The organism is Kitasatospora sp. NPDC005748, assembly GCF_040630735.1.
In the GTDB taxonomy this organism is placed as follows: domain Bacteria; phylum Actinomycetota; class Actinomycetes; order Streptomycetales; family Streptomycetaceae; genus Kitasatospora.
This window is the reverse complement of the sequence record NZ_JBEXYD010000021.1, coordinates 1-26,053: the sequence shown is the minus strand read 5'-3', so window position 1 is coordinate 26,053 and position 26,053 is coordinate 1. Positions and strand designations below refer to the sequence as shown.

Sequence of the window (26,053 nt, the reverse complement as noted above, 5' to 3'; positions counted from 1 at the left end):
CACCGCGGGCGGGAGCGGGCCGGGCGGGGTGAACCGGGGGCGGGGTGGTGGCCGTGGTCCGGGTGGACGGTGTGCGTCCCGGGCGACGGCGCACGGTGCGGGCCGTCCCCTGGTGCGAGGAGCGCTTTCGTTGAGTGTGGTGCTGGTCGACCGTCCGCCGCGGCGTCCCGGTCCGGCGATGCCCGACGGCGAGATCCAGTTGCAGGAGCCGCCGGTCCTGCCGGAGTCGCAGAGCGGCATGTCGAGCGTGATCTCGATGGCGCCGATGGCGCTGAGTTCGCTGTCGATGGTGTTCGTGTTCCTGCGCCCGGGTGAGGGCGGCGGGGTGCTCGGCTACGTGGCGATGGGCATGATGGGCCTGTCGGCGGTGGGCATGCTGGTGACGCAGCTGATCCGCGGTTCCAGCGACCGCAAGCGGGAGCTGCGGGCCGAGCGGCGGGACTACCTGCGGTACCTGTCACAGATGCGCAGGCAGGTGCGCGGGCACACCGTGCGTCAGCAGGAGGCGGCGGCCTGGCGGCACCCGGCGCCGGGGGCGGTGGCGTCGCTGATCCGCACCTCGCGGCTGTGGGAGCGGCGCGGCACGCACCCGGACTTCGGTGACGTGCGGGTCGGGGTGGGGCACCAGCGGCTGGCGGTGCGGCTGGCGCCGCTGTCGACCAAGCCGGTGGAGGACCTGGAGCCGTTGTGCGCGCACGCGCTGCGGCGGTTCATCCACGCCTACGGCACGGTCGCGGACCAGCCGATCGCGGTGTACGTGCGCGGGTACGCCCAGGTGCTGCTGCGCGGTGACGACCGGGCGGCGGCGCAGGCACTGGCGCGGGCGATGCTGGCGCAGCTGGCGCTGTTCCACGCGCCGGACGAGCTGCGGATCGCGGTGGTGGCGGACGCGGAGCACCGGGAGCAGTGGGAGTGGGCGAAGTGGCTGCCGCACGCGCTGCACCCGGTGGACACCGACGCGCTGGGGCCGGTGCGGCTGGTGGCGGGGTCGGTCGCGGAGCTGGAGCAGGTCATGGGCGAGGAGTTCGCGGCGCGCGGGCCGTGGGAGCCGGAGGCGCAGCCGGGCCGGGACGAGCCGTTCACGGTGATCGTGCTGGACGGTGCACCGGCCGGTCCCGGCAGCCGGGCGGCGCTGGCGGGGTGGCGCAACGCGGTGCTGCTGGACCTGGGTGAGGCGCTGGAGTGGAAGCCACTGCGGCACCGGCTGCGGCTGCGGATCGAGGAGGGCCGGCTGGCGATGGTCGGCGCGGACCGCAACCACCGTGACGAGGTGACCGAGCTGGGGCGGCCCGACGCGTTGTCGTTGCCGGCGGCGCGGCGGCTGGCCGCGCTGATGGCGCCCTACCGGCTCGGGGACCAGCTGGAGGCCGGGGAGCCGTTGGCGGGTGATTTCGACCTGGCGTCGCTGCTGGGCATCCGGAACCTGCACCGGCACGACGTGGCGCAGAACTGGGCGCGGCGCGGGATCGCCGACCGGTTGCGGGTGCCGCTGGGCATCGCCGCGGACGGCACGCCGGTGGAGCTGGACATCAAGGAGTCGGCGCAGGGCGGCATGGGCCCGCACGGGATGCTGATCGGGGCCACCGGGTCGGGCAAGTCGGAGCTGCTGCGCACGCTGGTGCTGGCGTTGGCCCTGACGCACTCCTCGGAGGTGCTGAACTTCGTGCTGGTCGACTTCAAGGGCGGCGCGACGTTCCTGGGTCTGGACCGGCTGCCGCACACCTCGGCGGTGATCACCAACCTGGCCGACGAGGCGGCGCTGGTGGACCGGATGCGCGACGCGCTGCACGGGGAGCTGGTGCGCCGCCAGGAGCTGCTGCGGGCGGCGGGCAACTACAGTTCGCTGCTGGACTACGAGACCGCGCGGGCGGGCGGGACCGATCTGGAGCCGCTGCCGACGCTGTTCGTCGTGGTCGACGAGTTCAGTGAACTGCTGGCCGCGCACCGCGACTTCATGGATCTGTTCGTCATGATCGGCCGCCTGGGCCGCTCGCTGGGCGTGCACCTGCTGCTGGCCTCGCAGCGTCTGGACGAGGGCCGGATGCACGCGCTGGAGTCGCACCTGTCGTACCGGGTCGGACTGCGGACGTTCTCGGCGATGGAGAGCCGGGGCGTGCTGGGGGTACCGGACGCCTACCACCTGCCCTCCCAGCCCGGCAACGGTTTCCTGCGCAGCGACATCGCCACCCTGACCCGGTTCAAGGCCGCGTACGTCTCCGGCCCCTACCGGGCGCCGCGCCCCGCGGCCGCGCGCCAGCAGGCTGCGGCCGGGCAGGTCGCCGTCTACGGCACCGGGTACGTGGCGCCGCGTCAGCCCGTCGCGGTGCCGGAGGAGCCGCGGGTGGAGGAGGCGCAGGACGGTGGCACCTTGCTCGCCATCGCGGCCGACAAGCTGCTGGACGCGGGACCGCCGGCGCACCAGGTGTGGCTGCCGCCGCTGGGGGTGCCGCCCACCCTGGACGAGCTGCTGCCGCCGCTGGCGCCGCACCCGGAGTACGGGCTGACCACCGAGGGCGGTACGGGCCGCGGCACCCTGAGCGTTCCGGTCGGCGTCGTCGACCGGCCCTTCCACCAGGTGCGCGACCTGCTCACCGCCGACCTCTCGGGGGCCGACGGCCATGTGGGGATCGCGGGTGGTCCGCAGAGCGGCAAGTCCACCCTGCTGCGGGCCCTGATGACGGCGCTCGCCCTCACCCACACCCCGCGCGAAGTGCAGTTCTACTGCCTGGACTTCGGCGGCGGCACGCTCTCCGCGCTGCGCGGTCTGCCGCACGTGGGCGGGGTCACCGGTCGGCACGACCCCGAGCGGGTGGTGCGCACGGTCGCGGAGGTCAACGCGATCCTCGCGCGGCGCGAGCAGCGCTTCGCCGAGCTCGGCATCGACTCGGTGGCGGCCTTCCGCCGGATGCTGGCGGCAGGTCAGCTGCCGCAAGAGGCGCACGGCGACGTCTTCCTGGTGATCGACGGCTGGAACACCGTGCGCCAGGAGTTCCCCGACCTCGCGCCGGCGCTGACCCTGATCGCCCAGCGCGGCCTCAACTACGGCATCCACCTGATCGTGGGCACCACCCGCTGGGGCGAGGTCACCGGCGCGCTGCGCGACCTGCTGGGCACCCGGTTCGAGCTGCGGCTCGGTGATCCCGTCGACTCCGCGATCGGCATGCGGGTCGCCGCGACGGTCCCCAAGCTCCCCGGCCGGGGTCTGACCGCCGAGGAACTGCACTTCCTCACCGCGCTGCCCCGGATGGACGGCACCGGCAGCACCGACGACCTCGGCGACGGGGTGGCGGACCTGGTCGACGCCGTGGCGGAGCACTGGACGGGGGCGCGCGCGCCCGAGGTCCGGATGCTGCCGCTGCAGCTGCCCGCCTCCGCGCTGCCCGCCCCCGAGGGCCGACTGCGCGTCCCGCTGGGGCTCCAGGACGTCTCGATGGACACGCTGTGGCACGACTTCGAGGAGACGCCGCACCTGGTGGTGGTCGGTGACAGCGAGTCGGGCAAGACGAACCTCCTGAAACTGGTGGCGGCCGGCATCACCAGCGCCTACCGCCCCGACCAGGCGCGGATCATGCTGGTCGACTACCGCCGGGTGCTGCAGGGCGCGGTACCGCAGGAGTACCGGCTCGGGCACGCGGTCGCCGTGGACGCGCTGCGTCAGATCGTCGACGGCGCGGCGCGGGCGATGGCCAACCGGCTGCCCGGCGTGGACATCCCGCCGGAACGGCTGCGGCTGCGGGACTGGTGGGAGGGCCCGGAGCTGTTCATCCTGGTCGACGACTACGAGCTGGTCGCCGGCTCCCCCGGCGGGATGTCCGCCCACCCGTTCGCACCGCTGCTGGACTACCTGGCGCAGGGTGTCGAGCTGGGCCTGCACCTGATCGTGGCGCGCAGCGCCAACGGCATCGGACGGGCCTCCTCGGACCAGCTCCTGCGCAAGCTGGAGGAGGTCAACACCCCGGCGGTGCTGCTGTCCTGCCCGCCGAGCGAGGGCTTCCTGTTCGGCAACACCAAGCCCCGCGCCCTCCCGCCCGGGCGGGCCCTGCACATCACCCGGCGCCGCACGGTGCAGGTGCAGACCGCCGCCGTCGACGAGGACGCAGGGGCGCAGCAGTGAGCGCCGCGCCGGTGCGGCGCTGGCTGACCCGTCACCGCGACGCCCCGGCCCCCGCGGTGCTGCACGAGGCGGGTCCGCACTTCGTCATCGCACCCGGCGCCGCGCACGGGGCCGCGGCGGCGCCAGCGCTGCCCGCCGAACTCGCTGCCGCGCTCGCCGCACTGCCGCCCGTGGTCGGGACCGTGACGGTGCTGGCGGCGGCCGCCGACGCGCAGCCCGTCCTGCTCGCGAGCCTGGCGGAGCTGGCGCGCACCGCGGCCGTCCGGCGGGCCGGGATCCTGGTCCTGGCGGCCTCCGGCCTGGCCACCGCCCAGCCGGACGGCAGACGGCCCGCCCAGCGGATCGCCGAACTGGCCGCCACCGGCATCGTCGCCCCGGACGGCGTCGTCACCCTGCGGCCCGACGGGACCCTGCTGGCCGACGGGGCCGGGCCGGGATCGCCGGCTTCCTGGTGGCTGTTCACTCCGGCCGGCCCGGCCCGCCGGCTCGGGCCGGTGTGGCCGCTGCCGGAGACGGCGGACGTGACGGCCGCCCGGGCGTGGGCGGCAGACCCGGCGGAGCCTCGGACACCGCGGCCCGGGAGCGCCGGGCCGGCCCCTCGGGCGGCGTCCGCCCCCGCCGTACCGGCAGCCGGCACACCCGTACCGGCCGCGACGGCCCCTCAGGCACCTCCGCCTGCCCCGGCGCCGATGGCGGGCGCCGAGCGCGACCCGCTCGGCGGGGGCCCGCTGGTGACCGAGCTGCCGGGCGGCTACTGGCTCCACGGCCAGTCCGCCCCCGATGTCCGTTCCGGCCCGTTGGACCTCGCCACGGCGGCGCCGGGCACCCTGGTCCTGGTCGTCGGCCACCCCGGCGCGCCCCTGCCCGCGGCCGCCGGGGTCGCCGAACGGCTGGCCCGGGTCCGGCCCGCTCCGGCCGAGCTGCTGGTGAGCGCGCCCTGGGCGGCCACCGCGGCGCTGGTCGCGCTGACCGCCGCCCTCGCGGCCGAGCTGGGCCGCGACGTCCGGGCCGCCGTCGGCCTGCCGATGCGCACCGCGGACGGCTGCTCCGCCCGCGTCCTGGCCGCCGACGGCACGCCCGGCTGGGAGCCGTGGCTGACCGAGCTGACCGCCTCACCCGAGCGGGGCCGCGTGGTCGCCTCCGCCTGGCGCCCCCTGCCCGACGGCACCCCGCCCGACGGCCCCGCGCTCTACCCCGCGCCGGTGGCGGGCTGGCGCCTGGAGGCGGTGCCGGCCGGCCTGTGGCTGCGCCCCGACGACCCGCCGCCGGACCACGGCCCGCGGCTGCTCGACCCCGGGCCGGACCGCCCCCTGCTCATCGTCGGCTCGGCCGACCGGACGGTGCCGGCGGAGGTGCTCGCTGTGGTGGACGGCCTGCTGACGGCCCTCACCGTCCCGGGCGCGGCGGTACCGGGACTGCTCCTGAACGGCCCCACCCGCGCGCCCGCCCCCTTGACCGCGCCCACGGCCGCACCCGCGACCGAACCCGCCACCGGTGCCGGCCTCCCGGCCCCGCCGGTGCCGACCGCCACGTCCACCGGCCCCTCCCCCGCACCCGACCCCGCCGGGCAGGGCCCGGACGGCACGGACGCCACCGGCCCGGAGGCCGGACCGGCGCTCGTGCCCGCGGAGACGGGCCCGGAGTCCACCGGCTCCCCCGGGCCGGACACCGAACCCACCGTCATCCTGCCCACCACCACCGACCACGCCGCCGAGCCCACGACCGCACCGGGCGGCGCGGGCGACGGCGACGACGAGGACACGGCCGAGGTCCCCGCCGTGCCCCGGCTCATCGCGCCGGACGGCGCCTTCAGCTCGGGGCGGCCGTCCACCGCTGCCGAACGGGCCGCCTTCCGGGCCCTGCTCGGCCCGCACTTCCACCGCTACGCCAGCCAGGCCGAGCAGGTCGCCCTGCGGCTGCCGGCGCTGCGTTCACAGCCCCGCGACGACCTGAAGGACGACCTCGCGGCCGTGTACCTGCACCACGCCGACACCGGGATCCCCGCGTCCCGCGCCGAGTTGGTGGCCGCGGCGCGCCGGCCCGGCGGACCGGGACCGCTGGAGCTGTACCTGGCGTGCCTGGGTTCCGGGCTGCGCCGGCTGCCCAACCACCGGGGCGCCGTGCTGCTGGGCGCGGACGCGGGCGAAGAGGTGCTGCGCCTCTACGTGCGGGGGGCGCTGCTGACGGAGCCCGCTCCGGTCGTCGGGACTCCGGAGGCCGACCTCGCCCCGGGGACGTCGACGGAGTTCCTCGTCTGGTCGGCCACCGGCCGCCGGACGTCCGTGATCGCCGACGACGGCGACCCGGAGGTGGTCTTCCCGCCCGGCTCGCGCTTCCGTGTCCTGGATGTCCTGCCCGGCGGCGAGGACCGCCCGGTCCGGGTGCTGCTGCGCGAAGCGGCCCCCGGCCCTGCCGCGACCGGCCCCGCCGCGGACGCGGCGGCCGAGGAGCACGACGCGCAGGCCCGGACCCGGCTGCTGGCGTGGCAGGACCGCCGCGAGCTGCTGCCGCCCGCGCGGCTGCGCCCGCCGGCCCGCCCGGAGCGGCTCCGTCTGACGCCGGGAGTCGCCGTCGGGTGAGGCACGCGGGGCGGCAGTCGCGTCCGCGAGATGGTTCGGCATGCCCCCGTCCTCGCGCATCGCGCGCGTGGAGGGGGCGGCCCTCACTCCTTCGGAGCCTCCGGCTCCTCGACGAAGTCGACGCGCTTGAACTGCTTGTTCATCGACTTGACCAGGAACCAGGTGGCCACGCCGAGGGCGGCGAAGACGACGAAGCCCAGCAGTCCGGGGGTCACCTTGGTCTCGTCGAGGGCGAGCTCGGCGGCGAGGTGGGTGAGGTTCACGGGGGCACTCATATCTCTATGGTGGCCCGGCTCACGGGGAGCCGGGCCATCGGGGGGTGGTTCAGTCGCGCGTGTCGGTGGCCTCGGCGGCCAGGGTGGGGGTGCGCAGGCCGGCGAACAGGTCGTCCTCCGGCAGGTCGACGTCGATCAGGGTCCGGGCCAGCTCGTAGTCCTCGGTCGGCCAGACCTCGCGCTGGACCTCCAGCGGGACGCGGAACCACGGCCCGTCCGGGTCGATCTGGGTGGCGTGCGCGATCAGCGCGCGGTCCCTGGTCTCGAACCAGTCGTCGCAGCGGACCCGGGTGGTGATCTCGCGCTCCTTGCGGCCGCTCTTCTCCCAGCCCTCGATCCACTCGCCGTACGGCGACTCGTGGCCGTGCTCGGTGAGGTACGCGTGCAGCTCGCGGATCCGGCCCATCGGGAAGCCGTGGTTGTAGTAGACCTTCAGCGGCTGCCAGGGCTCACCGGACTCCGGGTAGGCGTCCGGGTCACCGGCGGCGTCGAAGGCCAGCATGGTGATCTTGTGGGTCATGATGTGGTCCGGGTGCGGGTAGCCGCCGTTCTCGTCGTAGGTCGTGATGACCTGCGGCTTGAACTCGCGGATCAGCCGGACCAGCGGCTCGGCCGCCTCCGCGACGTCCTTCAGGGCGAAGCACCCCTCGGGCAGCGGGGGCAGCGGGTCGCCCTCGGGCAGGCCCGAGTCGACGAAGCCCAGCCAGGCCTGCCGGACCCCGAGGATCCGGCGCGCCTCGTCCATCTCCTTGCGCCGGACCTCGTGGATGTTCTCCTCGATCTCCGGCTTGCCCTGCAGCTTCGGATTGAGGACCGACCCGCGTTCCCCCCCGGTGCAGGTGGCCACCAGCACATCCACCCCCTGGTCGACGTACATGGCCATGGTGGCAGCGCCCTTGCTGGACTCGTCGTCCGGGTGGGCGTGCACCGCCATCAGTCGCAACTGCTCAGTCAACGCGTGCGTTCCTTCCACAATGTCTGGGCCTTCCGCGAAGTCCGGTCTGCCCACCGTCCGAGCCGCTCGGTTCGGGCCGCGTCACCGCGGGCCCGCCGCCGGGAGCGCCGCGGCAGGACCTCACCACGCCGCCGGCACGACGCCGACACGGCCGAGCAGCGCCCCCGCCGGACCGGCCGCGGGCGTGCCCCTCCTATAGTGACGGACTGGAGGAGCGTCGCATTCCCCCGGCACCACCGCGGGGGGTACCTCCCGGAGAGGACTGAGCCCGATGAGCGCAGGCACCACCACCCCGCAGCTGCCCGAGGGGCGCTACGGCCGGCGCGGCGACCGCGAGTCCGACCGCCGCCTCAAGGTGGCGGGTGCGGTCTGCGGCGTGCTGGGGCTGGGCCTGGTGGCCTGGCTGGGCGGCTCGTACCTGATCCGCGAGACCACCATCAACGGCAGCGTCCCCTCCTTCCAGGCCGTCTCGGACACCGAGGTGCAGCTGCACCTGGCGGTGCGCAAGAGCGACGGCACGGCGGGCAGCTGCACCGTCCGCTCGCAGGGCGAGAACGGCGCGGTGGTCGGGGTGGCCGACTTCCCCGTACCGGCCGCCGGCGGCGACTACGACGCCGTGGTCAGCCTGCGGACCACCGCCCGCGGCACCACCGCCGAGCTGCTGGGATGCACGCCGGCGAAGTAGCGGCCGTCGATCGCGACCCGCCCGGGCGCATATTCGATCGGAAGAGCGGGAATCCGTCAGGATGTCCCGCACACCGGTCCTGTACATCTCGGCGCAATGCTGTCGTCAATGACGCGCCGACGACTCTCCCGCTTGTCGGCCGGAGTTGTTAGGCTCGTGGTTTCGCCCCTTCCGCACCGAGAGGTACGGGAGCGGGCGTTGCTTTGTAGTTACGACCGATATCTCCACCGCCACCCTGCTGACGACTCACACCCTCAGCACAGCCCCAGCACCTACGAGGAGCACCCGTGACCCAGACCAGCGAGAACGTGACCTGGCTCACTCAGTCCGGCTACGACCAGCTCAAGGCCGAGCTGGAGCATCTGAGCGGCCCCTGGCGCATCGAGATCGCGCAGAAGATCGAGGCGGCGCGCGAGGAGGGTGACCTCAAGGAGAACGCCGGTTACCACGCGGCCAAGGAGGAGCAGGGCAAGTACGAGCTGCGGATCCGCCAGCTCACCCAGCTCCTGGAGCGCGCCAAGGTCGGCGAGGCCCCCGCGGACTCCGGCGTGGTGGCCCCCGGCATGGTCGTCACGGTCGCCTTCGACGGCGACGAGGACGACACCATGACCTTCCTGCTCGGCTCGCGCGAGATGGCCGGCAGCGACGACCTCGACGTGTACTCCCCGCAGTCGCCGCTGGGCCGCGCCATCGACGGCAAGAAGGTCGGCGACGAGGCGACGTACGAGCTGCCGAACGGCAAGGCCGCCTCGGTCACCGTCACCGACGCCAAGCCGCACAACGGCTGATCCCCCGCACCTGACGCCGAGGGCGGCCGTGGACGAGGTCCACGGCCGCCCTCGCGGCATCCCGGCGGCCGGCCGCCGGACCGGGCTCAGCCCGAGGCCGAGCGGTACTTGCGCACCGACAGCCAGGAGAAGACGGCGGTGATCAGCACCGACCAGAGCACCGACATCAGCTCCGCGTGCTGCATCGGCCAGGCGCTGTCCACCGGCCCGACCTGGTTGCCGAACAGGTTGCGGCAGGCCTGCACGGTGGCGCTGAACGGGTTCCAGTAGGCGATCCCCTGCAACCAGCCCGGCATCGAGCTGATCGGCACGAAGGCGTTGGAGATGAAGGTCAGCGGGAAGAGCCAGATCAGCCCGGCCGAGGTGGCCGCCTCGGGACTGCGGACCGAGAGGCCGATCAGCGCGCCGATCCAGGAGAACGCGTAGCCGAGCAGGAGCAGCAGCCCGAACGCGGCGAGCGCCTTCGGCACCCCCTCGTGGATCCGCCAGCCGACCAGCAGCGCCACCACCGCCAGCACCACCAGGGTGAAGGCGGTCTGGCAGAGGTCGGCCAGGGTCCGGCCGACCAGCACCGCCGAGCGGGCCATCGGAAGCGAGCGGAAGCGGTCGACCAGCCCCTTGGTCATGTCCTCCGCGATGCCGGCGGAGGCACCGGCCGTCGCGAAGGTGACCGTCTGGGCGAAGATGCCGGCCATCAGGAACTGGATGTACGAGTCGGAGCTGGCCTGCGTCCCGGGGATCTGGATCGCCCCGCCCATGACGTAGGAGAACAGCAGCACGAACATCACGGGCTGCATCAGTCCGAAGACCACGATCTCGGGGATCCGGGTCATCCGGCGCAGGTTGCGCCGGGCGACCACCCAGGAGTCGTGCAGGGTGGCCGCCGCGCCCCGGCGCTGCTTGGGTACCGCCCCGCCGATGGCGTGCTCGGTGGCAGTGGTCATCTCACCGTTCCTTTCCGGCGGGGACGGCCTGCTGGTCCGGGTCCTGGCCGTCCTCGCCGGCCCGGCCCCCGCCGTGCCCGCCGTGCCCCTTGCCCCGGCCCTTGCCGGCGGCGCCGCCCTCCTCGTCCTCGGCCGCCGTGACGTGGCCGGTGAGCGAGAGGAAGACGTCGTCCAGGGTCGGGCGGCGCAGGCCGATGTCGTCGATCTCGATGGAGCGGGCGTCCAGCTCGCGGATGGCGTCGGCGAGCACTCGCGCGCCGCCACTGACCGGCACGGTGATCCGGCGGGTGTTCTTCTCCACCGCCGGATCGCCCTTGGCGTACTCGGACAGCGCCTCGACGGCCTCGGCGACGAGGTCGGCGCGGTGCACCACGACCTCGATCCGCTCGCCGCCGATCTGCGCCTTGAGCTGGTCGGCGGTGCCGCGGGCGATCACCCGGCCGTGGTCGACCACGGCGATGTCGTGGGCGAGGCGGTCCGCCTCCTCCAGGTACTGGGTGGTGAGCAGCAGGGTGGTGCCCTGCTCGACCAGGGTCTCGATGACCTCCCAGAGGGCCAGCCGGTTGCGCGGGTCGAGTCCGGTGGTCGGCTCGTCCAGGAACATCACCGGCGGCCGGACGACCAGCGCGGCGGCCAGGTCGAGCCGGCGCCGCATGCCGCCGGAGTAGGTCTTGGCGGTGCGGTCCCTGGCCTCGGAGAGGTTGAACCACTCCAGCAGCTCCAGCGCCCGGGCCTTCGCCGCCCGGCCGGTCATCTGGTACAGCTCGCCGACCATCTGCAGGTTCTCGAACCCGGTGAGGTACTCGTCGACGGCGGCGTACTGGCCGGAGAGGCCGATCAGGCTGCGCACCTGGTTGGGGTGTTTGAGGACGTCGACCCCGGCGACCACCGCACGGCCGGAATCCGGCCGGAGCAGGGTGGTGAGGACGCGCACGGTGGTGGTCTTGCCGGCTCCGTTCGGGCCGAGCAGCCCCAGCACCGTGCCCTCGGGGACGTCGAGGCTGACGCCGTCCAGGGCTCGTACGTCACCGAAGGTCTTCACCAGGTTCTCGGCTTGGATGGCTGGCGCCATGGCCTGCCTCATCTCCTCGGACGATAGGGGCGCTGTCGCTTGGGCGAATTCCAGTGGTCTGTCCCACTCTGCCCCGAATGCGGGCGGGCGGGCGACTCGGTCCTCGCCGGGCGGGCGACTCGGCCGTCGCTCCGAGGGGCCCGGAAGCACCCGGCGCCGGGCGCGCTCGCTCAGTGCGAGACGACGTACCCGGCTTCGCGCAGCTCCCCGACCACCACCGCGCAGTGCTCGGGCCCCTTGGTCTCCAGATGGAGGTCCACCTCGACCTCGGTCAGCCCGAGCTGCGGGTCGATCCGCACGTGCGCCACGTCCAGCACGTTCGCGTCCACCCGGGTGAGCACCCCGAGCAGGTCCGCCAGCGCGCCCGGCCGGTCCGCCAGCCGCACCCTCAGCGACAGGTAGCGCCCGGCCGCCGCCAGGCCGTGCCGCAGCACCCGCTGCATCAGCTGCGGGTCGATGTTGCCGCCCGAGAGCACCGCCACCACCGGGCCCTCGAAGGACTCCGGCTGTTCCAGCAGGGCCGCCACCGGGCTCGCCCCGGCCGGTTCCACCACCAGCTTCAGTCGCTCCAGGCCGAGCAGCAGGGCCCGCGAGAGGGAGTCCTCGGAGACCGTCCGCACACCGTCCGCCAGGGCGTTGATCACCTCGAACGGGATGTCCCCGGGCCGGCCGACCATGATCCCGTCCGCCATGGTGGCGTAGCGCTCCAGCGTCACCGGCCTACCCGCCGCCAGCGAGGGCGGGTACGCGGCCGCGGCGGCCGCCTGCACCCCGATCACCCGCACGTCCGGGCGGATCGGCTTCACCGCCGCCGCGATCCCGGCCAGCAGCCCGCCGCCACCCACCCCGACCAGGATGGTGCGCACCTCCGGGCACTGCTCCAGGATCTCCAGGCCGACGGTGGCCTGCCCGGTGACCACGTCCCAGTGGTCGAAGGGGTGGATGAAGACCGCGCCGGTCGCCTCCGAGTAGCGCTGCGCGGCCCGCAGCGCCTCGTCCACCGTGGCACCGGACAGCCGGACCTCGGCGCCGTACTCGCGGGTCGCCGCGACCTTGGGCAGCGGCGCGGCCACCGGCATGAAGACCGTCGAGCGGACCCCGAGCAGCGCGGCCGCCAGCGCCACGCCCTGGGCGTGGTTCCCGGCGCTCGCCGCGACCACCCCGCCGGCCCGCTGGACCGGCGAGAGCCCCGCGATCCGCACGTACGCCCCGCGCAGCTTGAACGAACCGGTGCGCTGGAGGTTCTCGCACTTCAGGTGGACCGGCGCGCCGATCAGCGCGGACAGGTGCCGACTGCCCTCCATCGGTGTCACCCGGGCGACCCCGGCGAGCATCTTCTGGGCGCCGCGGACATCGTCGATGGTGATCGGCCAGCTGTGCATGGCGCCAGCCTACGGCGGGCGGGAGTGCCAACCCGGGATGTCGGCACTGTTCCCGGGCCCGCCCGGCCCGCGTACGCTGCTGGTCCTGAGCCTCCCTCACCGCACGACGATCGTGAGCCGCGATGACGACGACCTCGCCCCAGGCCACCGACCGCACCGACCCCCTGCACGCCCAACTCCAGTACCAGCTGGCGGTGTTCGCCCGGCGCATGGAACAGGTCCGCAGCTCCGACGGGGTGGGCGTACTGGACCGGGCCGCCTATCTGCTGCTCGACCGGCTGGAGCGGCACGGACCCGCCAACGTCAAGGCCCTGGCCGACGCCCTGGGCGTCGACTCCTCCACCGTCACCCGGCAGGTCGCCCCACTGGTCGCGGCCGGGCTGGTCGGCCGGGTCCAGGACCCGGCCGACCGCCGTGCCGTACGGCTCGCACTCTCCCCGATCGGTGCCCGTCGGCTGGCCGAAGTCCGTGCCGGGCGGGCCGAGTTGGCCCGCCGACTGGTGGCCGACTGGGCGCCCGAGGAACAGCGCGCGTTCTGCGCCCTGCTGGCCCGCTTCAACCACTCCATGGAGTCGTACACGGCGGGCCGGCAGGGCGGCTAGGCACCGTCAGCCGAGGGCCTGCTGGAGGTCGGCCAGCAGGTCGTCGATCGACTCGATGCCGACCGAGACGCGCACCAGGTCGGCGGGCACCTCCAGGGCCGAACCGGCCACCGAGGCGTGGGTCATCCGGCCCGGGTGCTCGATCAGCGACTCGACGCCGCCCAGCGACTCGCCGAGGGTGAAGAGCTGCGTGCGGTTGCAGACCTCGACCGCCGCCTCCTCGCCGCCGTTGACGCGGAACGAGACCATGCCGCCGAACGCCTTCATCTGCTTGGCGGCGATGTCGTGGCCGGGGTGCTCGGGCAGGCCCGGGTAGAGCACCTGGCTCACCTTGGGGTGGCCCGCCAGCAGCTCGGCGACCTTCTCCGCGTTCGAGCTGTGCCGGTCCATCCGGACGCCGAGCGTCTTGATGCCGCGCAGCACCAGCCAGGCGTCGAACGGACCGGAGACGGCGCCCATCGCGTTCTGGTGGTAGGCGACCTCCTCGCCGAGGCCCGCCTCGGCCAGCACCAGCGCACCGCCCACGACGTCCGAGTGGCCGCCCATGTACTTGGTGGTGGAGTGCACGACGGCGTCCGCGCCGAGCGCGATCGGCTGCTGCAGGTACGGGCTGGCGAAGGTGTTGTCGACCACCAGGAGCGCGCCGGCGCCGTGCGCGACCTCGGCGAGCGCGGTCAGGTCGGTGATGCCCAGCAGCGGGTTGGACGGGGTCTCCACCCAGACCGCGCGGGTGTTGGGGCGCAGCGCCTCGCGGACGGTCGCCAGGTCCTGGAAGTTCGCGACGGAGAACTCGACGCCCCAGCGGGTCAGGACCTTGGCGAAGAGCCGGAAGGTGCCGCCGTAGGCGTCGTTGGGGATCACGATGTGGTCGCCCGGCTTGAGGATGGTGCGCAGCAGGGTGTCCTCGGCGGCCAGGCCGGAGGCGAAGGCCAGGCCGCGGGAGCCGCCCTCCAGTGCCGCGAGGCACTCCTCCAGCGCGGTCCGGGTCGGGTTGGCGCTACGGCTGTACTCGTAGCCGCCCCGGAGGCCGCCCACCCCGTCCTGCTTGTAGGTGGACACCTGGTAGATCGGCGTGACGACGGCCCCGGTCTGGGGGTCTGCTTCCTGACCCGCGTGGATGGCGAGGGTCTCGAAGCCCTGGGGAAGCTGGTGCTCGGTCATGACAACGAGCGTAGTGGGCGAATGCCGGGGCGCCTCCCGGAAGGGTCGCCGCCGTCCGGAAAGCGCCGGGGCTGCCCGGAATCCGGCGGCGGCCGTGAGCGTTGAAAGCTGCACAACGGTTCCCGACCCAGCTGGAGCAGGCCGTGCTGTTCAACCGCGACAAGACCTCGCTCGTCCCCGCCGACCAGGCGCTGCCCGGCCGGGAGACGCCGGGCTTCACCCTGCGCGAGCCGCACACCGTGCTCGGCAACCCGCTCACCGGCCCGTACCCGGCCGGGCTGGAGGTGGCCGACTTCGGGCTGGGCTGCTTCTGGGGCGCCGAGCGCACGTTCTGGCGGCTGCCCGGCGTCTGGACGACCCTGGTCGGCTACCAGGGCGGCCACACCCCCAACCCCACGTACGAGGAGGTGTGCAGCGGCCGGACGGGGCACACCGAGGCGGTCCGGGTGGTCTTCGACCCGGCGGTCGTCTCGTACGAGCGGCTGCTGAAGACCTTCTGGGAGGCGCACGACCCGACCCAGGGCAACCGGCAGGGCAATGACGTCGGCACCCAGTACCGGTCCGCCGTCTACACCCACTCCCCGGCCCAGGCCGCGACGGTGGCCGCGAGCCGCGAGGCGTTCCAGCCGGCGCTGACGGCGATCGGCCTGGGGCCGATCACCACCGAGATCGCCCCGGCGGGCCCGTTCTACCCGGCCGAGCCGTACCACCAGCAGTACCTGTCCGACGCCAAGAACCCGAACGGCTACTGCGGCCTCGGCGGCACCGGCGCCAGCTGCCCGATCGGCGTGGCCCGCACCGGCGACTGACCCGCCCGGCGCCGGGCCTCAGGCCCGGCGGACTTCGTGCTGGAAGCAGCCGAACTCCACGGCGCGGACGTGCACCACGGCCACCTCGGGGTCGGCGAGCAGCTCCGCGGCGGCCGCCTCGGCGGTGTCGGGGGTGACGGGCACCCCGCCCAGGATGTGGCCGTGCCGGTCGTAGGCCCGTAGCACCCGCGCGCCCAGGTGGTACCCGGCCGGCCAGGCCGGGCCCGCTCCGGCGCAGGCGTGGTCGTGCAGGAAGACCGGGCCGACCTCGTCGTACGGGCCCGGGTCGGCGCCGGTCTCGGCGGCCCAGCGGCGCAGCGGCGCGTAGCCGACCAGCGCGATCCGGTCGCCGGGCAGCGCCCGGGTGAGGCAGCAGCGCAGCGGGGCACCGCCGGTCCGGTCCACCGACCGGACCGGCGGGCGCCCCGCGTCGTCGCGTTCCAGCAGGGCGAGGTGGACGGCCGGCTCGATCGGGCGGACGGCCGGGGCGGGTGCGGTGGGATCGCTCATGCCGCCCAGCCTGCCGCCCGGACCGCCCGGTGTCCGGCGGGTTTCGGCCGTCGCGTTCGACGGCCCCGGACCGCCCCGCGGCGCCCGCGGCGGCCCGCCCGGGGCCTCAGACCGCGCTGCCGGCCTTCCAGGCGGCCCAGCCCAGGTTCCAGCCGTTCAGGCCGTTGGAGGGCTCGACGGTCTTGTCGCCGGAGTTCACGACCTCGACGACGTCGCCGATCATCGAGCTCTTGTAGAACTTGTAGCCGTCCAGGCCCTGGTCCTGGCCGCCCTTGGCGTCCTTCAGGCCGACGCAGCCGTGGCTGGTGTTCTGGCTGCCGAAGATCGACGCCGGGGACCAGTAGTTGCCGTGGATGAAGGTGCCGGAGGTGGTCAGGCGCTGGGCGTGCGGCACGTCGGCGATGTCGTACTCGCTGCCGAGGCCGACGGTCTGCGAGTTCATCCGGGTCTGCTGGTACTGCTCCGAGATGACCATCTTGCCGCCCCAGGTGCGGTACTCCGGCGAGCCGCCGGAGATCGGGTAGACGGCGCTGACCTGGCCGTCGGTGGTGACGGTGAGCTTCTTGGCGGCGAGGTCGGCAACGCTGGTCTGTGCGCGGCCGATGGTGAAGCGGACGTCCTTGGACTGGGTGCCGTAGACGCCCTTGGCGGCCTGGACGTCCTTGAGCCGGAGCCGCACGGTGACCTTGGTGCCCTTGGCCCAGTACTCCTGCGGCCGGAAGTCCAGGCGGGTGCTGGAGAACCAGTGCCCGACGATCTCGACGCCGGGCTCGGCTGTCACGGTGATCGCCTGCTGGACGGCCTTGCGGTCGGTCACCGGCTTGCTGAAGTTGATCGAGACCGGCATGCCGACGCCGACGACCGAGCCGTCCTCGGGGGTGAAGTAGCCGACGAAGGTGTTGGCCGGGGTGGCCGTGGTGAAGACGGCGTTGGCGTCCGCCTCCAGCTTGTCCTTGTCGGTGGCCGAGGCGGTGACGGTGTACTTGGTCCCGCTGGCGGGCGCGGCGGCGGACGTCCAGCCGGTGCCGTCCGAGGAGAGCTCCCCGGTCAGCGCCTTGCCGGTCGAGTCGGTGACCTTGACAGAGCCGAGAGTGCCGCCCGTGACGGTGACCCGGACCGGCTCACTGAAGCTGGCGGCGGTGGAGCCGTCGGCGGGGGTGACGGTGATGACGGCCACGGAGGTCTTCGGCGCGCTGCTCGCGCTCGCGGGGCCGCTGCCCGTGGCGCCGCCGCCCGAGGATCCGCTGCCCGGGCCGGCGGCGCTCCCGCCGTCGCCCTTGCTGTCGTTGCACGCCGCCAGCAGCAGGACCGGCGCGCCGATCAGACCCGCCAGCACACCGCGCCGGCTCCAGTTCCCGCCGGCCGCCCGACCCTGCCCGTCCCGTGCCGTCACGTCGCCTTCTCCCTGCTGATCATCCCGGGCATTACGGATAGAGAAACGCAATCCGCCCTTTCACGGTTCCATCACCGACGAGTGGCGATCGTATGAGACTACTCAACTTCCTGCCAAATATGGACAAAATGCCCGGTCTGCGAAAGCAGACCGGGCACTCGCGGGCCGTGACGAAAGTCGGTGAGGACTACTCGGCGGGCTCGTCCACCGTGTACTCGTCCCAGCCCTCCCCCTCGGCGTCGAACTCGGTCTGCGCGGACTCCCAGGTCGCCGAGGCGAGCTCGACGCCCGGGACGTCGCCGAGCAGGGCGACCGGGTCGATGAAGTGCGCGAGCGAACCCGACGGGTCCACCTCGATGGCCTCGACGGACTGGGCGCGCTCCTCGTCGTCGAGGTACTCGTCGTCCGTCACCTGCTGCAGGGCCGCCGCCTTGAGCGCCCCCTCGTCGGTGATCTCGGCGATGAGCTCGATGCTGAGCCGGACGTAGCGCGGTTCGTCCTGGCCGGTCGTGTCAGTGCTGGTCATGCGTGCGAGCGTACGGGAAACCGCTCCGGCCCGAAGGCACACCGGCTCCGAGGGGCGGGGGGCGGCGGTTCCCGGCCGGGGCGCCCGCGGGCACGGCGGCGAGCGGCCCACGGGACGGGCGGACGCACGGGAAGGGCCGGCCCCTCCGAGGAGGGACCGGCCCTGCCGTCTCCGCCGGGGCTCCCCCACCCGGGAGCCGCGGAGACGCGCCGAAACGGCGCGGTGACGACCGCGGGAGCCGCCGCACCCTGATGACCGGCCGGAGCCGGACAGGGGCGGGACGACGACGCCCCCCGCGGTGGGCCCCTCCGCGCCCGCAACCGGGCACGAAGGGCAGGACACGGCCGGCCGGGTCAGGGCCGTCCGACGTGTCCGGAGACGACCACGACCACCGGGGAGCCGCTCCCGGACGGTTGTCGTCGCCTCGTTCGGCGTCTTGCCGTTGACCTCAACGATGCCCGACGCGTGTTAAGCGCGTGCTGCGCGCAGGTGACGCCGGTGTACCACTTCGCCCCCGGACGAGCCCTCAGCCGCTTGGGCGGGCGGCCTCGATGAGCCGCCGTCAGTGCGAGCTGCGGGCGGCCAGGAAGCCCAGCAGGTCCTGGCGGGTGACGATGCCCTGCGGCTTGCCCTCCACCAGCACCACGGCCGCGTCGGCCTTCTCCAGCACCGTCATCAGGTTGGTGACGGTCTCGCCCGAACCGACCACGGGCAGCGGCTTGGACATCACCTTGTCCAGTGTGTCGTCCAGCTGGATCTCGTTCGCGAAGACGCCCTCCAGGAGCAGCTTCTCGGCGACCGAGCCGATCACCTCACCGGCCATGATGTCGGGGTGGCCGGCCCCCGGGGAGACCACCGGCATCTGCGAGACGCCGTACTCGCGCAGCACCCGGACCGCCTCGGCGACGGTCTCGTTGGGGTGCATGTGGACGAACTGCGGGATGCCCTCGTGCTCGATGGCGTCCTTGCGGGCCAGCACCTCGGCGATGTGCGCCTCGTCGGTGGCCGAGGGCAGGAAGCCGTAGTCGGCCATCCAGTCGTCGTTGAAGATCTTCGACAGGTAGCCACGGCCGCCGTCCGGCAGCAGCACCACCACGACGTCGTCCGGGCCCAGCCGCTCGGCCACCTCCAGCGCGGCCACCACGGCCATCCCGCAGGAGCCGCCGACCAGCAGGCCCTCCTCCTTGGCCAGCCGGCGGGTCATCTGGAACGAGTCCTTGTCGGACACGGCGACGATCTCGTCCGCGACGCCACGGTCGTAGGCGGTCGGCCAGAAGTCCTCACCGACCCCCTCGACCAGGTACGGCCGGCCGGTGCCGCCCGAGTAGACCGAACCCTCCGGGTCGGCGCCGACGACCTTGACCTTGCCGCCGGAGACCTCCTTCAGGTAGTTGCCGGTGCCGGAGATGGTGCCGCCGGTGCCGACGCCGGCCACGAAGTGGGTGATCCGCCCCTCGGTCTGCTCCCACAGCTCCGGACCGGTGGAGTGGTAGTGCGAGGCCGGGTTGTCCGGGTTGGAGTACTGGTCCGGCTTCCAGGCGTTCGGCGTCTCACGGACCAGCCGGTCCGAGACGTTGTAGTAGGAGTCCGGGTGCTCCGGGGCGACGGCGGTCGGACAGACGACCACCTCGGCGCCGTACGCGCGCAGCGTGTTGATCTTGTCGGTGGACACCTTGTCCGGACAGACGAAGATGCACTTGTAGCCCTTCTGCTGGGCCACGATCGCCAGGCCGACACCGGTGTTGCCGGAGGTCGGCTCCACGATCGTGCCGCCGGGCTTCAGCGCGCCCGAGGCCTCGGCGGCCTCGATCATGCGCATCGCGATCCGGTCCTTCACGGAACCGCCGGGGTTGAAGTACTCGACCTTCGCCAGCACTGTCGCGCTGATGCCGTCGGTGACCTTGTTGAGCTTGACCAAGGGCGTATTGCCGACCAGGTCGATGATCGAGTTGTGGTACCGCACGGGGGTCCTCCCGGTCTGTGGGCATGCGAGTGCTTTCGGTACTGCAAAGCCTAGGCCGTGCCACCGGCCCCGGCCCTCCCCTGCGTCGCACCTGCGCCCCGCCCCCACGCGGCCCCCTTCCGGACCACCGCCCGACCGCCGCCCGCGCGGTGCGCCCACGGATGGCCCAGTCCCGTCGATAGCGCACGGCCGAGGACGGGTAGGAGGTGTACAGGCAACGCGAGTGGCGGCTCCGACTGGGGGCGGCACGAGGACGCGAAGGGGGCACCGGATGCCAGGGGCACAGGAGTCGCGGGCCCGGGTGGCCCGCCGCATCGCCACCGCGGCGGCGTACGGCGGCGGCGGGCTCGGCCTGCTGGGCGTCGGCCTGGTCGGCGTGCTGCTGACCGAGAGCAAGCTGGCCGTGCAGGCCATCGGCGTCCTGGAGGGCGACCCGCCCCGGGCCGACGGCGTCTACGGCGAGGCCTTCGCCGACGCCGGCAGCACCGGCCAGCCGCCCCTGGTGCTCGCCTTCCTCGGCGACTCCACCGCCGCCGGCCTCGGGGTGCTGCGCGCCCGCGACACCCCGGGCGCGCTGCTGGCCGCCGGCCTGGCGTCGGTGGCCGAGCGGCCGGTCCGGCTGGTCAACGTGGCCCGCTCCGGCGGACGCTCCGCCGACCTCTCCGGCCAGCTGGAGCTCGCCCTGCCGCACCGCCCCGACATCGCCGTGATCATGGTGGGCGCCAACGACGTGACCCGGCACAGCCCGGCCCAGCTCGCGGTGCGCCACCTCGGCGAGGCGGTCGCCGCGCTGCGCGCCAACGGCTGCGAGGTGGTGGTCGGCACCTGCCCGGACCTCGGCACCATCAAGCCGGTCCGGCCGCCGCTGCGCTGGGTGGCCCGGCGGGTCAGCCGGCAGCTGGCGGCGGCGCAGACCATCGCCGTGGTGGAGGCCGGCGGCCGGACGGTCTCGCTGGGCTCACTGCTCGGGCCGGAGTTCGCGGCCCGGCCGGAGATGTTCGCCGCCGACCGCTACCACCCGTCGGCCCAGGGGTACGCGACGGCCGCGATGGCCGTGCTGCCCTCGCTCTGCGCGGTGCTGGGCCTCTGGCCCGAGGACGAGCGGCCGGCCGGAGCCGTGCCGGGCGAGACGGTGCTGCCGGTGGCGGTGGCCGCGGCCGCCGCGGCGGGCCGCTCCGGCACCGAGGTGGCCGCCGTCGGCGCGGAGGGCGCGGGCCGGCGCTGGGCCCTGCTGCGCCACCGGCTGCGAGTCGGCCTGCCGGGCACCTGGGCCGCCGAGGGGCCCGCCGGGCGGTCGGCCCCGGCCGCCGGGCCCGACCGCGGGAACACGTCGGCCAGCTCACACGCCGGGGCGGGTGACGCCTGATCTACCAGACGGTAACTTTCCTCCCGGGCGTCCCCCGCGCACCCGGTCGTTCCCGTCGGACCGCCACCCGGACACCCCACCGCCCGAAGGTCACTCAGCGAGGAGCCCGTCATGCCCGAAGCCGTCATCGTCAGCGCCACCCGTTCGCCGATCGGCCGGGCTTTCAAGGGCTCCCTCAAGGACGTCCGCCCCGACGACCTGACCGCCCACGTCATCGCCACCGCCCTCGCCAAGGTCCCCCAGCTCGACCCCCGCGACATCGACGACCTGATGCTCGGCTGCGGCCTGCCCGGCGGCGAGCAGGGCCACAACCTCGCCCGGATCGTCGCCGTCCAGATGGGCATGGACTACCTCCCCGGCACCACCGTCACCCGGTACTGCTCCTCCTCGCTGCAGACCACCCGGATGGCACTGCACGCCATCAAGGCCGGCGAGGGCGACGTCTTCATCTCCGCCGGCGTCGAGACCGTCTCCCGCAGCGTCAACGGCACCTCCGACGGCATGCCCGGCACCATGAACCCGCTCTTCGACGACGCCCAGGCCCGCACCGCCCAGCGCGCCGAGCAGGGCGGTGGGGAGTGGCACGACCCCCGTGAGGACGGCCTCGTCCCCGACGCCTACATCGCGATGGGCCAGACCGCCGAGAACCTCGCCGCCCTCAAGGGCGTCACCCGCGCCGACCAGGACGCCTTCGGCGTCCGCTCCCAGAACCTCGCCGAGGCCGCCATCAAGTCCGGCTTCTGGGAGCGCGAGATCACCCCCGTCACCCTCCCCGACGGCACCGTGGTCTCCACCGACGACGGTCCCCGCGCCGGCGTCACCCTCGAAGCCGTCTCCGGCCTCAAGCCCGTCTTCCGCCCCGACGGCACCGTGACCGCCGGTAACTGCTGCCCCCTCAACGACGGCGCCGCCGCCCTCGTCATCATGTCCGACACCAAGGCCCGCGAACTCGGCATCACCCCCCTCGCCCGCGTCGTCTCCACCGGCGTCAGCGCCCTCTCCCCCGAGATCATGGGCTACGGCCCCGTCGAGGCCTCCAAGCAGGCACTGCGCCGGGCCGGCCTCACCATCGGCGACATCGACCTCGTCGAGATCAACGAGGCCTTCGCCGCCCAGGTCATCCCCTCCTACCGGGACCTGGGCGTCGACCTCGACCGCCTGAACGTCAACGGCGGCGCCATCGCCGTCGGCCACCCCTTCGGCATGACCGGCGCCCGCATCACCACCACCCTGATCAACTCCCTCCAGTGGCACGACAAGCAGTTCGGCCTGGAGACCATGTGCGTCGGTGGCGGCCAGGGCATGGCGATGGTCGTCGAGCGACTCAGCTGAACCCCCTGGCGTCAACCCCGAAGGGTCCAGACCACCCATTTGGAGTGACGCACAGTAATTGAGGGCCGGATCACACCGCGAGGTCGATCCGGCCCTCTTTTCTTTCGAATCGGGCCCGGAAATCGACAGTGCGGAGCGGATCAACTCCGCTGCGTAGAACGGTGTTACCTAACAATTTGGGGACAAGAGCGAAAGTCCCGGGCAAATTAGACATTCGCCACTGCGGTAACAGCCCCGTATGGGGCAGTGTGGAGAGGTAACCCCGTTCCACTCCTCCCTAGGAGTACGTTCCGTGAGCGCCGTCTACACCCTCCTCCTGCTGATACTGATCGCCGTGACGACCGCCGTGCTGGTCCACCTCCGCGGGCTCTCCCGCCGGCTGGACGCCCGGGCCGCGGCCACCGCCACGCCCGCACCGGTCGACGAGGCCGCGATCCGCCGCGCCGTCGCCGAGGCACTCGCCGCCGACCGCGAGCGGGAGATCACCGAGGCCCGCGCCTTCTGGGCCGAGCAGGAGGCCCGCGCGGCCGAGGACGCGCCACTGTTCGACTCCCCCTTCGCCGGCGTGCTCGGCTCCACCGACGAGTGGCCGCTCTTCTTCCCCCGGCCGACCGGTCCGCAGGAGGCCGCCGACAACGCGGGCACCATGGACCCGGAGTTCGGTGAGGCGCTGCGGTCGGCGCTGGAGGACCTGATCAACGAGGGCGGCGCCGCGCCCGACGCGCCCGGGACCGACGGCGGCGCCCCGCTGCGCCCGGGGCACCCCGCGGGGGTCCCGGTCGCCGAGGGCGGCGGCGACGCCCGGGCCCGCCGCGAGGCCGACCTGCTGGCCACCGGCCTGGAGGCCGGACTGCTGGACGCCGAGCCGATGGTCGAGGAGGCGCCCGCGCCCGCCCCCGACCCGCGCCGCCACCCCTCGCACCCGGACTTCGTGCCCAGCCAGGCGCCGTCCCGCGAGTGGACCGACACCCGGCTGGCCACCCTCGCCGAGGAGGGCGTGGCGCTGACGGACGTCCGCCCGGGCCCGCTCGGCACGCTGGACGTGTACGCCTTCGCCGACGGCACCACGCTCTGCGTCGCCCCCGGCGACCGGGAGGCCGCGTACCGGCTGATCGACGCCGTCCGGGCCGGCGAGGACGTCCGGCTGCTCGGGGGCTCGCGGTTCTCCGGCTCGTACTCGCTGACCTTCTCCACCGACGACGACGCCGTCTACGTGCTCGCCGACCGGGTGGTCGCCAGCATCTGACACCACGCGCGCGGACGCGGCCGCGACAGCCGCGGCCGACGTTCACCCGAGGGCCGACCGGATCAAGGGGTTACCGATCCGGTCGGCCCTCGGCGTTCCCGTCCGCCGTTTCCCGCCGGCGGCCCGCAGCGGCCGCCCACCGGGCCCTCGTACCGGGCCCTCGTACCAGGCCCTCGTACCGGGCCGCCGCTCCGGCCATCCGCCGGGCCGCTTCCGCCGGGCCCGGGCTCAGCCGCAGAGCGCGGCCGTGGCGGCCACCTCGGCCAGGGCCCGGGCGAGCACCACCGGGGCCGCCGCGGGCCCGCCCAGCGGCTCCGGGAGCGGCACCAGCGCCTGGGCCGGCAGGGCCGTCAGGGCCGCCGCCAGGTCGTGCCCGGCGACGGCCAGCTGGTCGCCGGCCGCGAAGGCACCGGCGTCCGGGAACTCGCGCGGCGGCACGGCCGGCCCGCCGGCGCCGTCCGCCGCCCCCTCGGCGGCCTGCGCCGCCGCCGCCAGCCGGCCGGCCAGCGCCAGCGCGGCGGCGGCCCGGGAGGGGTGGCCGGGGACGGCTCCCAGCAGCCGGCTCTGCGGCATCGAGCGGAAACGGTCCGCCAGGGCGTCGACGGCTTCGGCGAGGGAGGCTGCTTCAGGCATGGCGCGAGCCTAGACGAAAGCCGCCGGGCCCCGGAGCGGAAGGCTCCGGGGCCCGGCGGCAGTGCGCGGGGGGCGCGGTGATCAGTCGTCGCCGCGCAGGATCGCGATCAGCCGCAGCATCTCGATGTAGATCCAGACCAGCGACAGGGTGAGCCCGAAGGCGGCCCGCCAGGACTCCTTCTGCGGGGCGCCCTGGGCGATGGCCTGCTCGATGGCCGCGAAGTCCAGCGAGAGGAAGAACGCGCCGAGGCCGATGCCGACCAGGCCCACCACGATGCCCAGCGGGCCGGAGCGCAGCCCCATCTCCGCACCGAACATCGACGCGACCGCGTTGACCAGCAGCAGGAGCACGAAGCCCATGGCGATCGCGATGCCGATCCGCGTGTAGCGCGGGGTGACCCGGATCCGGCCGGTCTTGTAGGCGATCAGCATCGCCGCGAAGACCGCCGCCGTGCCCAGTACCGCCTGGATCGCGATGCCCGGCAGGGCGGCGTTGAGCGCCTTGGTGACGGCACCGAGCGCGAAGCCCTCCAGGCCCGCGTAGAGCAGGATCAGCGGCGGGCTGACACTGCGCTTGAACGAGATCACCAGGCCGACCACGAAGGCGATCAGCGAGGCGCCGATGGCCAGGCCGAAGTTCCGGTCCGGCAGCGCGAACCAGGCCAGGGCGCCGAAGGCGACCAGGGTGAGCAACGTCATGGCGGTGCGTGCGACGACGTCGTCGAGCGTCATCCGCCCGGTGTCCAGCGGGCCGGCGGACGGCGCGCCGTACATCTCGACCAGCTGCTCGTCGGTCAGCGGACCCTGGCCCTGCGGCTGCTGGGCGTAGGGGTTGTTGCCGTACGGGTTGCCGCCGTACGGGCTGCTCGGGCCGGTGGGGCCTGCGGCGTACGGGTTCCCGGCCGGCGGGGCCTGCGTGGTACCGAAACCCGCGTAGCCGGGCTCGCGGGTGAAGGACCCCTCCCGCGAGAAGACCGGGTTGCTGCTTCTCATTGCTCATTCCCTCCGTGGCGGCACTGCACCGCCCGCACCACAAGGGTAATGGGTTGGCAAAAGAATAGGGATACGCCGCAAGGAGGATCCGGGGAGCGGCGCCCGGCGGGGACGCCCGGTGGCGTCCCCGCGGGTCGAGCGGTGCCCGGAGCCGGACTCGAACCGGCACGGCCTCACGGCCAAGCAGTTTTAAGCTGCCCGTGTCTGCGTTCCACCATCCGGGCCTTCAAGGACCTGCCCTGCCGACAGTCGGAGGTGGTGCTCCGTCCCCGTGCGGGCCATCCCCGAGCCTAGTCGCCCGCCTCCCCCTTTCGCATGTTCCCAGCCAGGGAAGTTGTCATGTTTCCTTGCCATCTGACGAACAGTTCGTGATTTGGCCAATCCGAGCGTGCTATCCGGCCAGCGGGATCAGGTAAGGGTTGACGTCATACCCGAGGATGAGGGCTTTCTCCGGACGTACGCCCAGCGGTGGTCAGGCCAACCGTCCGGCGGAGCGACGAGAAGCCGTGACCACGTGGCCGAGCATGGAGATACCGCCGAACCCCTGCGCGGACCGGCCCTCCGGAGCCGTCCCGCACCCCCGGCGCCGTCCGCAGCCCGACCCCAAGGAGCACCCCGTGACCACGTCGACCGCAACCGCCGTCCGTACCGGCCGGGCGGCCGCCCGCGCCACCGGCCTCAACAAGGTCTACGGGGACGGGGAGACCCGCGTCGTCGCGCTCGAC

21 protein-coding genes, 1 tRNA gene and 1 pseudogene are annotated in these 26,053 nt (G+C 73.8%); 10 read left to right on the top strand and 13 right to left on the bottom strand.

Annotation, left to right across the window (positions count from 1 at the left end):
* Positions 1–178: 178 nt before the first annotated feature.
* Positions 179–4,114: a type VII secretion protein EccCa gene (eccCa, locus tag ABZ495_RS17790; protein WP_359836777.1), complete on the top strand. Its 3,936-nt coding sequence runs from the start codon at positions 179–181 to the stop codon at positions 4,112–4,114.
* Entirely contained in the window at positions 4,111–6,693 is a 2,583-nt protein-coding gene (locus tag ABZ495_RS17785) for a hypothetical protein (protein ID WP_359836710.1), read from the top strand. The genes eccCa and ABZ495_RS17785 overlap by 4 nt, the downstream gene beginning before the upstream one ends.
* 83 nt (positions 6,694–6,776) lie before the next feature.
* On the opposite strand, the gene ABZ495_RS17780 is transcribed toward ABZ495_RS17785, so the two are convergent.
* On the bottom strand, positions 6,777–6,968 hold the full coding sequence (locus ABZ495_RS17780; RefSeq protein WP_329489368.1) for a hypothetical protein: 192 nt from the start codon (positions 6,966–6,968) through the stop codon (positions 6,777–6,779).
* A 49-nt stretch (positions 6,969–7,017) separates the two neighbouring features.
* Positions 7,018–7,923: a mycothiol conjugate amidase Mca gene (mca, locus tag ABZ495_RS17775; RefSeq protein ID WP_329489367.1), complete on the bottom strand. Its 906-nt coding sequence runs from the start codon at positions 7,921–7,923 to the stop codon at positions 7,018–7,020.
* A gap of 271 nt (positions 7,924–8,194) precedes the next feature.
* Here mca and ABZ495_RS17770 point away from each other — a divergent pair, with 271 nt between their 5' ends.
* Both ABZ495_RS17770 and greA read left to right on the top strand, forming a co-directional pair.
* Complete coding sequence (locus ABZ495_RS17770; protein ID WP_352289884.1) at positions 8,195–8,608, top strand: DUF4307 domain-containing protein; 414 nt, start codon at positions 8,195–8,197, stop codon at positions 8,606–8,608.
* A 287-nt stretch (positions 8,609–8,895) separates the two neighbouring features.
* On the top strand, positions 8,896–9,396 hold the full coding sequence (gene greA, locus ABZ495_RS17765) for a transcription elongation factor GreA (RefSeq protein WP_329489364.1): 501 nt from the start codon (positions 8,896–8,898) through the stop codon (positions 9,394–9,396).
* A gap of 86 nt (positions 9,397–9,482) precedes the next feature.
* Here greA and ABZ495_RS17760 read toward each other — a convergent pair whose 3' ends face one another.
* From ABZ495_RS17760 to ilvA, 3 genes are all read right to left on the bottom strand, one after another.
* Complete coding sequence (locus ABZ495_RS17760; protein ID WP_329489363.1) at positions 9,483–10,340, bottom strand: ABC transporter permease; 858 nt, start codon at positions 10,338–10,340, stop codon at positions 9,483–9,485.
* Between the two features lies 1 nt (position 10,341).
* Positions 10,342–11,412: an ATP-binding cassette domain-containing protein gene (locus tag ABZ495_RS17755; protein ID WP_359836708.1), complete on the bottom strand. Its 1,071-nt coding sequence runs from the start codon at positions 11,410–11,412 to the stop codon at positions 10,342–10,344.
* A 170-nt stretch (positions 11,413–11,582) separates the two neighbouring features.
* Positions 11,583–12,794: a threonine ammonia-lyase gene (gene ilvA / locus ABZ495_RS17750; RefSeq protein WP_359806131.1), complete on the bottom strand. Its 1,212-nt coding sequence runs from the start codon at positions 12,792–12,794 to the stop codon at positions 11,583–11,585.
* A 122-nt stretch (positions 12,795–12,916) separates the two neighbouring features.
* Here ilvA and ABZ495_RS17745 point away from each other — a divergent pair, with 122 nt between their 5' ends.
* A complete protein-coding gene (locus ABZ495_RS17745; RefSeq protein ID WP_359806133.1) occupies positions 12,917–13,396 on the top strand; it encodes a MarR family transcriptional regulator in 480 nt (159 codons plus the stop codon).
* Between the two features lie 6 nt (positions 13,397–13,402).
* On the opposite strand, the gene ABZ495_RS17740 is transcribed toward ABZ495_RS17745, so the two are convergent.
* Positions 13,403–14,557, bottom strand: coding sequence for a cystathionine gamma-synthase (locus tag ABZ495_RS17740; RefSeq protein WP_329489359.1), 1,155 nt, complete (start codon positions 14,555–14,557; stop codon positions 13,403–13,405).
* Positions 14,558–14,700: 143 nt separating this feature from the next.
* On the opposite strand from ABZ495_RS17740, the gene msrA reads away from it, so the two are divergent.
* Positions 14,701–15,366, top strand: coding sequence for a peptide-methionine (S)-S-oxide reductase MsrA (msrA, locus tag ABZ495_RS17735; protein WP_359806160.1), 666 nt, complete (start codon positions 14,701–14,703; stop codon positions 15,364–15,366).
* Positions 15,367–15,384: 18 nt separating this feature from the next.
* Here the strand turns inward: msrA and ABZ495_RS17730 are convergent, their stop codons facing one another.
* The 4 genes from ABZ495_RS17730 to ABZ495_RS17715 all read right to left on the bottom strand — a co-directional run bounded on the left by ABZ495_RS17730 (position 15,385) and on the right by ABZ495_RS17715 (position 19,758).
* Positions 15,385–15,876 carry a DUF1203 domain-containing protein gene (locus ABZ495_RS17730; RefSeq protein ID WP_329489358.1) on the bottom strand — a complete coding sequence of 164 codons (492 nt, stop codon included), beginning with the start codon at positions 15,874–15,876 and terminating at the stop codon, positions 15,385–15,387.
* Positions 15,877–15,982: 106 nt separating this feature from the next.
* Complete coding sequence (locus ABZ495_RS17725) at positions 15,983–17,269, bottom strand: Ig-like domain-containing protein (protein WP_359836706.1); 1,287 nt, start codon at positions 17,267–17,269, stop codon at positions 15,983–15,985.
* A gap of 187 nt (positions 17,270–17,456) precedes the next feature.
* Positions 17,457–17,795, bottom strand: coding sequence for a hypothetical protein (locus tag ABZ495_RS17720; protein ID WP_359806138.1), 339 nt, complete (start codon positions 17,793–17,795; stop codon positions 17,457–17,459).
* Positions 17,796–18,357: 562 nt separating this feature from the next.
* A complete protein-coding gene (locus ABZ495_RS17715; RefSeq protein ID WP_329489355.1) occupies positions 18,358–19,758 on the bottom strand; it encodes a cystathionine beta-synthase in 1,401 nt (466 codons plus the stop codon).
* Positions 19,759–20,029: 271 nt separating this feature from the next.
* On the opposite strand from ABZ495_RS17715, the gene ABZ495_RS17710 reads away from it, so the two are divergent.
* From ABZ495_RS17710 to ABZ495_RS17700, 3 genes are all read left to right on the top strand, one after another.
* Positions 20,030–21,124, top strand: a complete 1,095-nt coding sequence (locus ABZ495_RS17710; protein ID WP_359836704.1) for an SGNH/GDSL hydrolase family protein — start codon at positions 20,030–20,032, stop codon at positions 21,122–21,124.
* A gap of 111 nt (positions 21,125–21,235) precedes the next feature.
* Positions 21,236–22,456 carry an acetyl-CoA C-acetyltransferase gene (locus ABZ495_RS17705; RefSeq protein ID WP_359836702.1) on the top strand — a complete coding sequence of 407 codons (1,221 nt, stop codon included), beginning with the start codon at positions 21,236–21,238 and terminating at the stop codon, positions 22,454–22,456.
* A gap of 292 nt (positions 22,457–22,748) precedes the next feature.
* Positions 22,749–23,702, top strand: coding sequence for a hypothetical protein (locus ABZ495_RS17700; RefSeq protein ID WP_359806147.1), 954 nt, complete (start codon positions 22,749–22,751; stop codon positions 23,700–23,702).
* A 228-nt stretch (positions 23,703–23,930) separates the two neighbouring features.
* On the opposite strand, the gene ABZ495_RS17695 is transcribed toward ABZ495_RS17700, so the two are convergent.
* The 3 genes from ABZ495_RS17695 to ABZ495_RS17685 all read right to left on the bottom strand — a co-directional run bounded on the left by ABZ495_RS17695 (position 23,931) and on the right by ABZ495_RS17685 (position 25,552).
* Entirely contained in the window at positions 23,931–24,335 is a 405-nt protein-coding gene (locus tag ABZ495_RS17695) for a hypothetical protein (RefSeq protein ID WP_359806149.1), read from the bottom strand.
* A gap of 81 nt (positions 24,336–24,416) precedes the next feature.
* Positions 24,417–25,328: a Bax inhibitor-1/YccA family protein gene (locus ABZ495_RS17690; protein ID WP_359806152.1), complete on the bottom strand. Its 912-nt coding sequence runs from the start codon at positions 25,326–25,328 to the stop codon at positions 24,417–24,419.
* Between the two features lie 142 nt (positions 25,329–25,470).
* Positions 25,471–25,552: transfer RNA gene (locus ABZ495_RS17685), tRNA-Leu, on the bottom strand.
* A 393-nt stretch (positions 25,553–25,945) separates the two neighbouring features.
* On the opposite strand from ABZ495_RS17685, the pseudogene ABZ495_RS17680 reads away from it, so the two are divergent.
* Positions 25,946–26,053 (top strand): annotated as a pseudogene (locus tag ABZ495_RS17680) (ABC transporter ATP-binding protein); the annotation flags it as partial.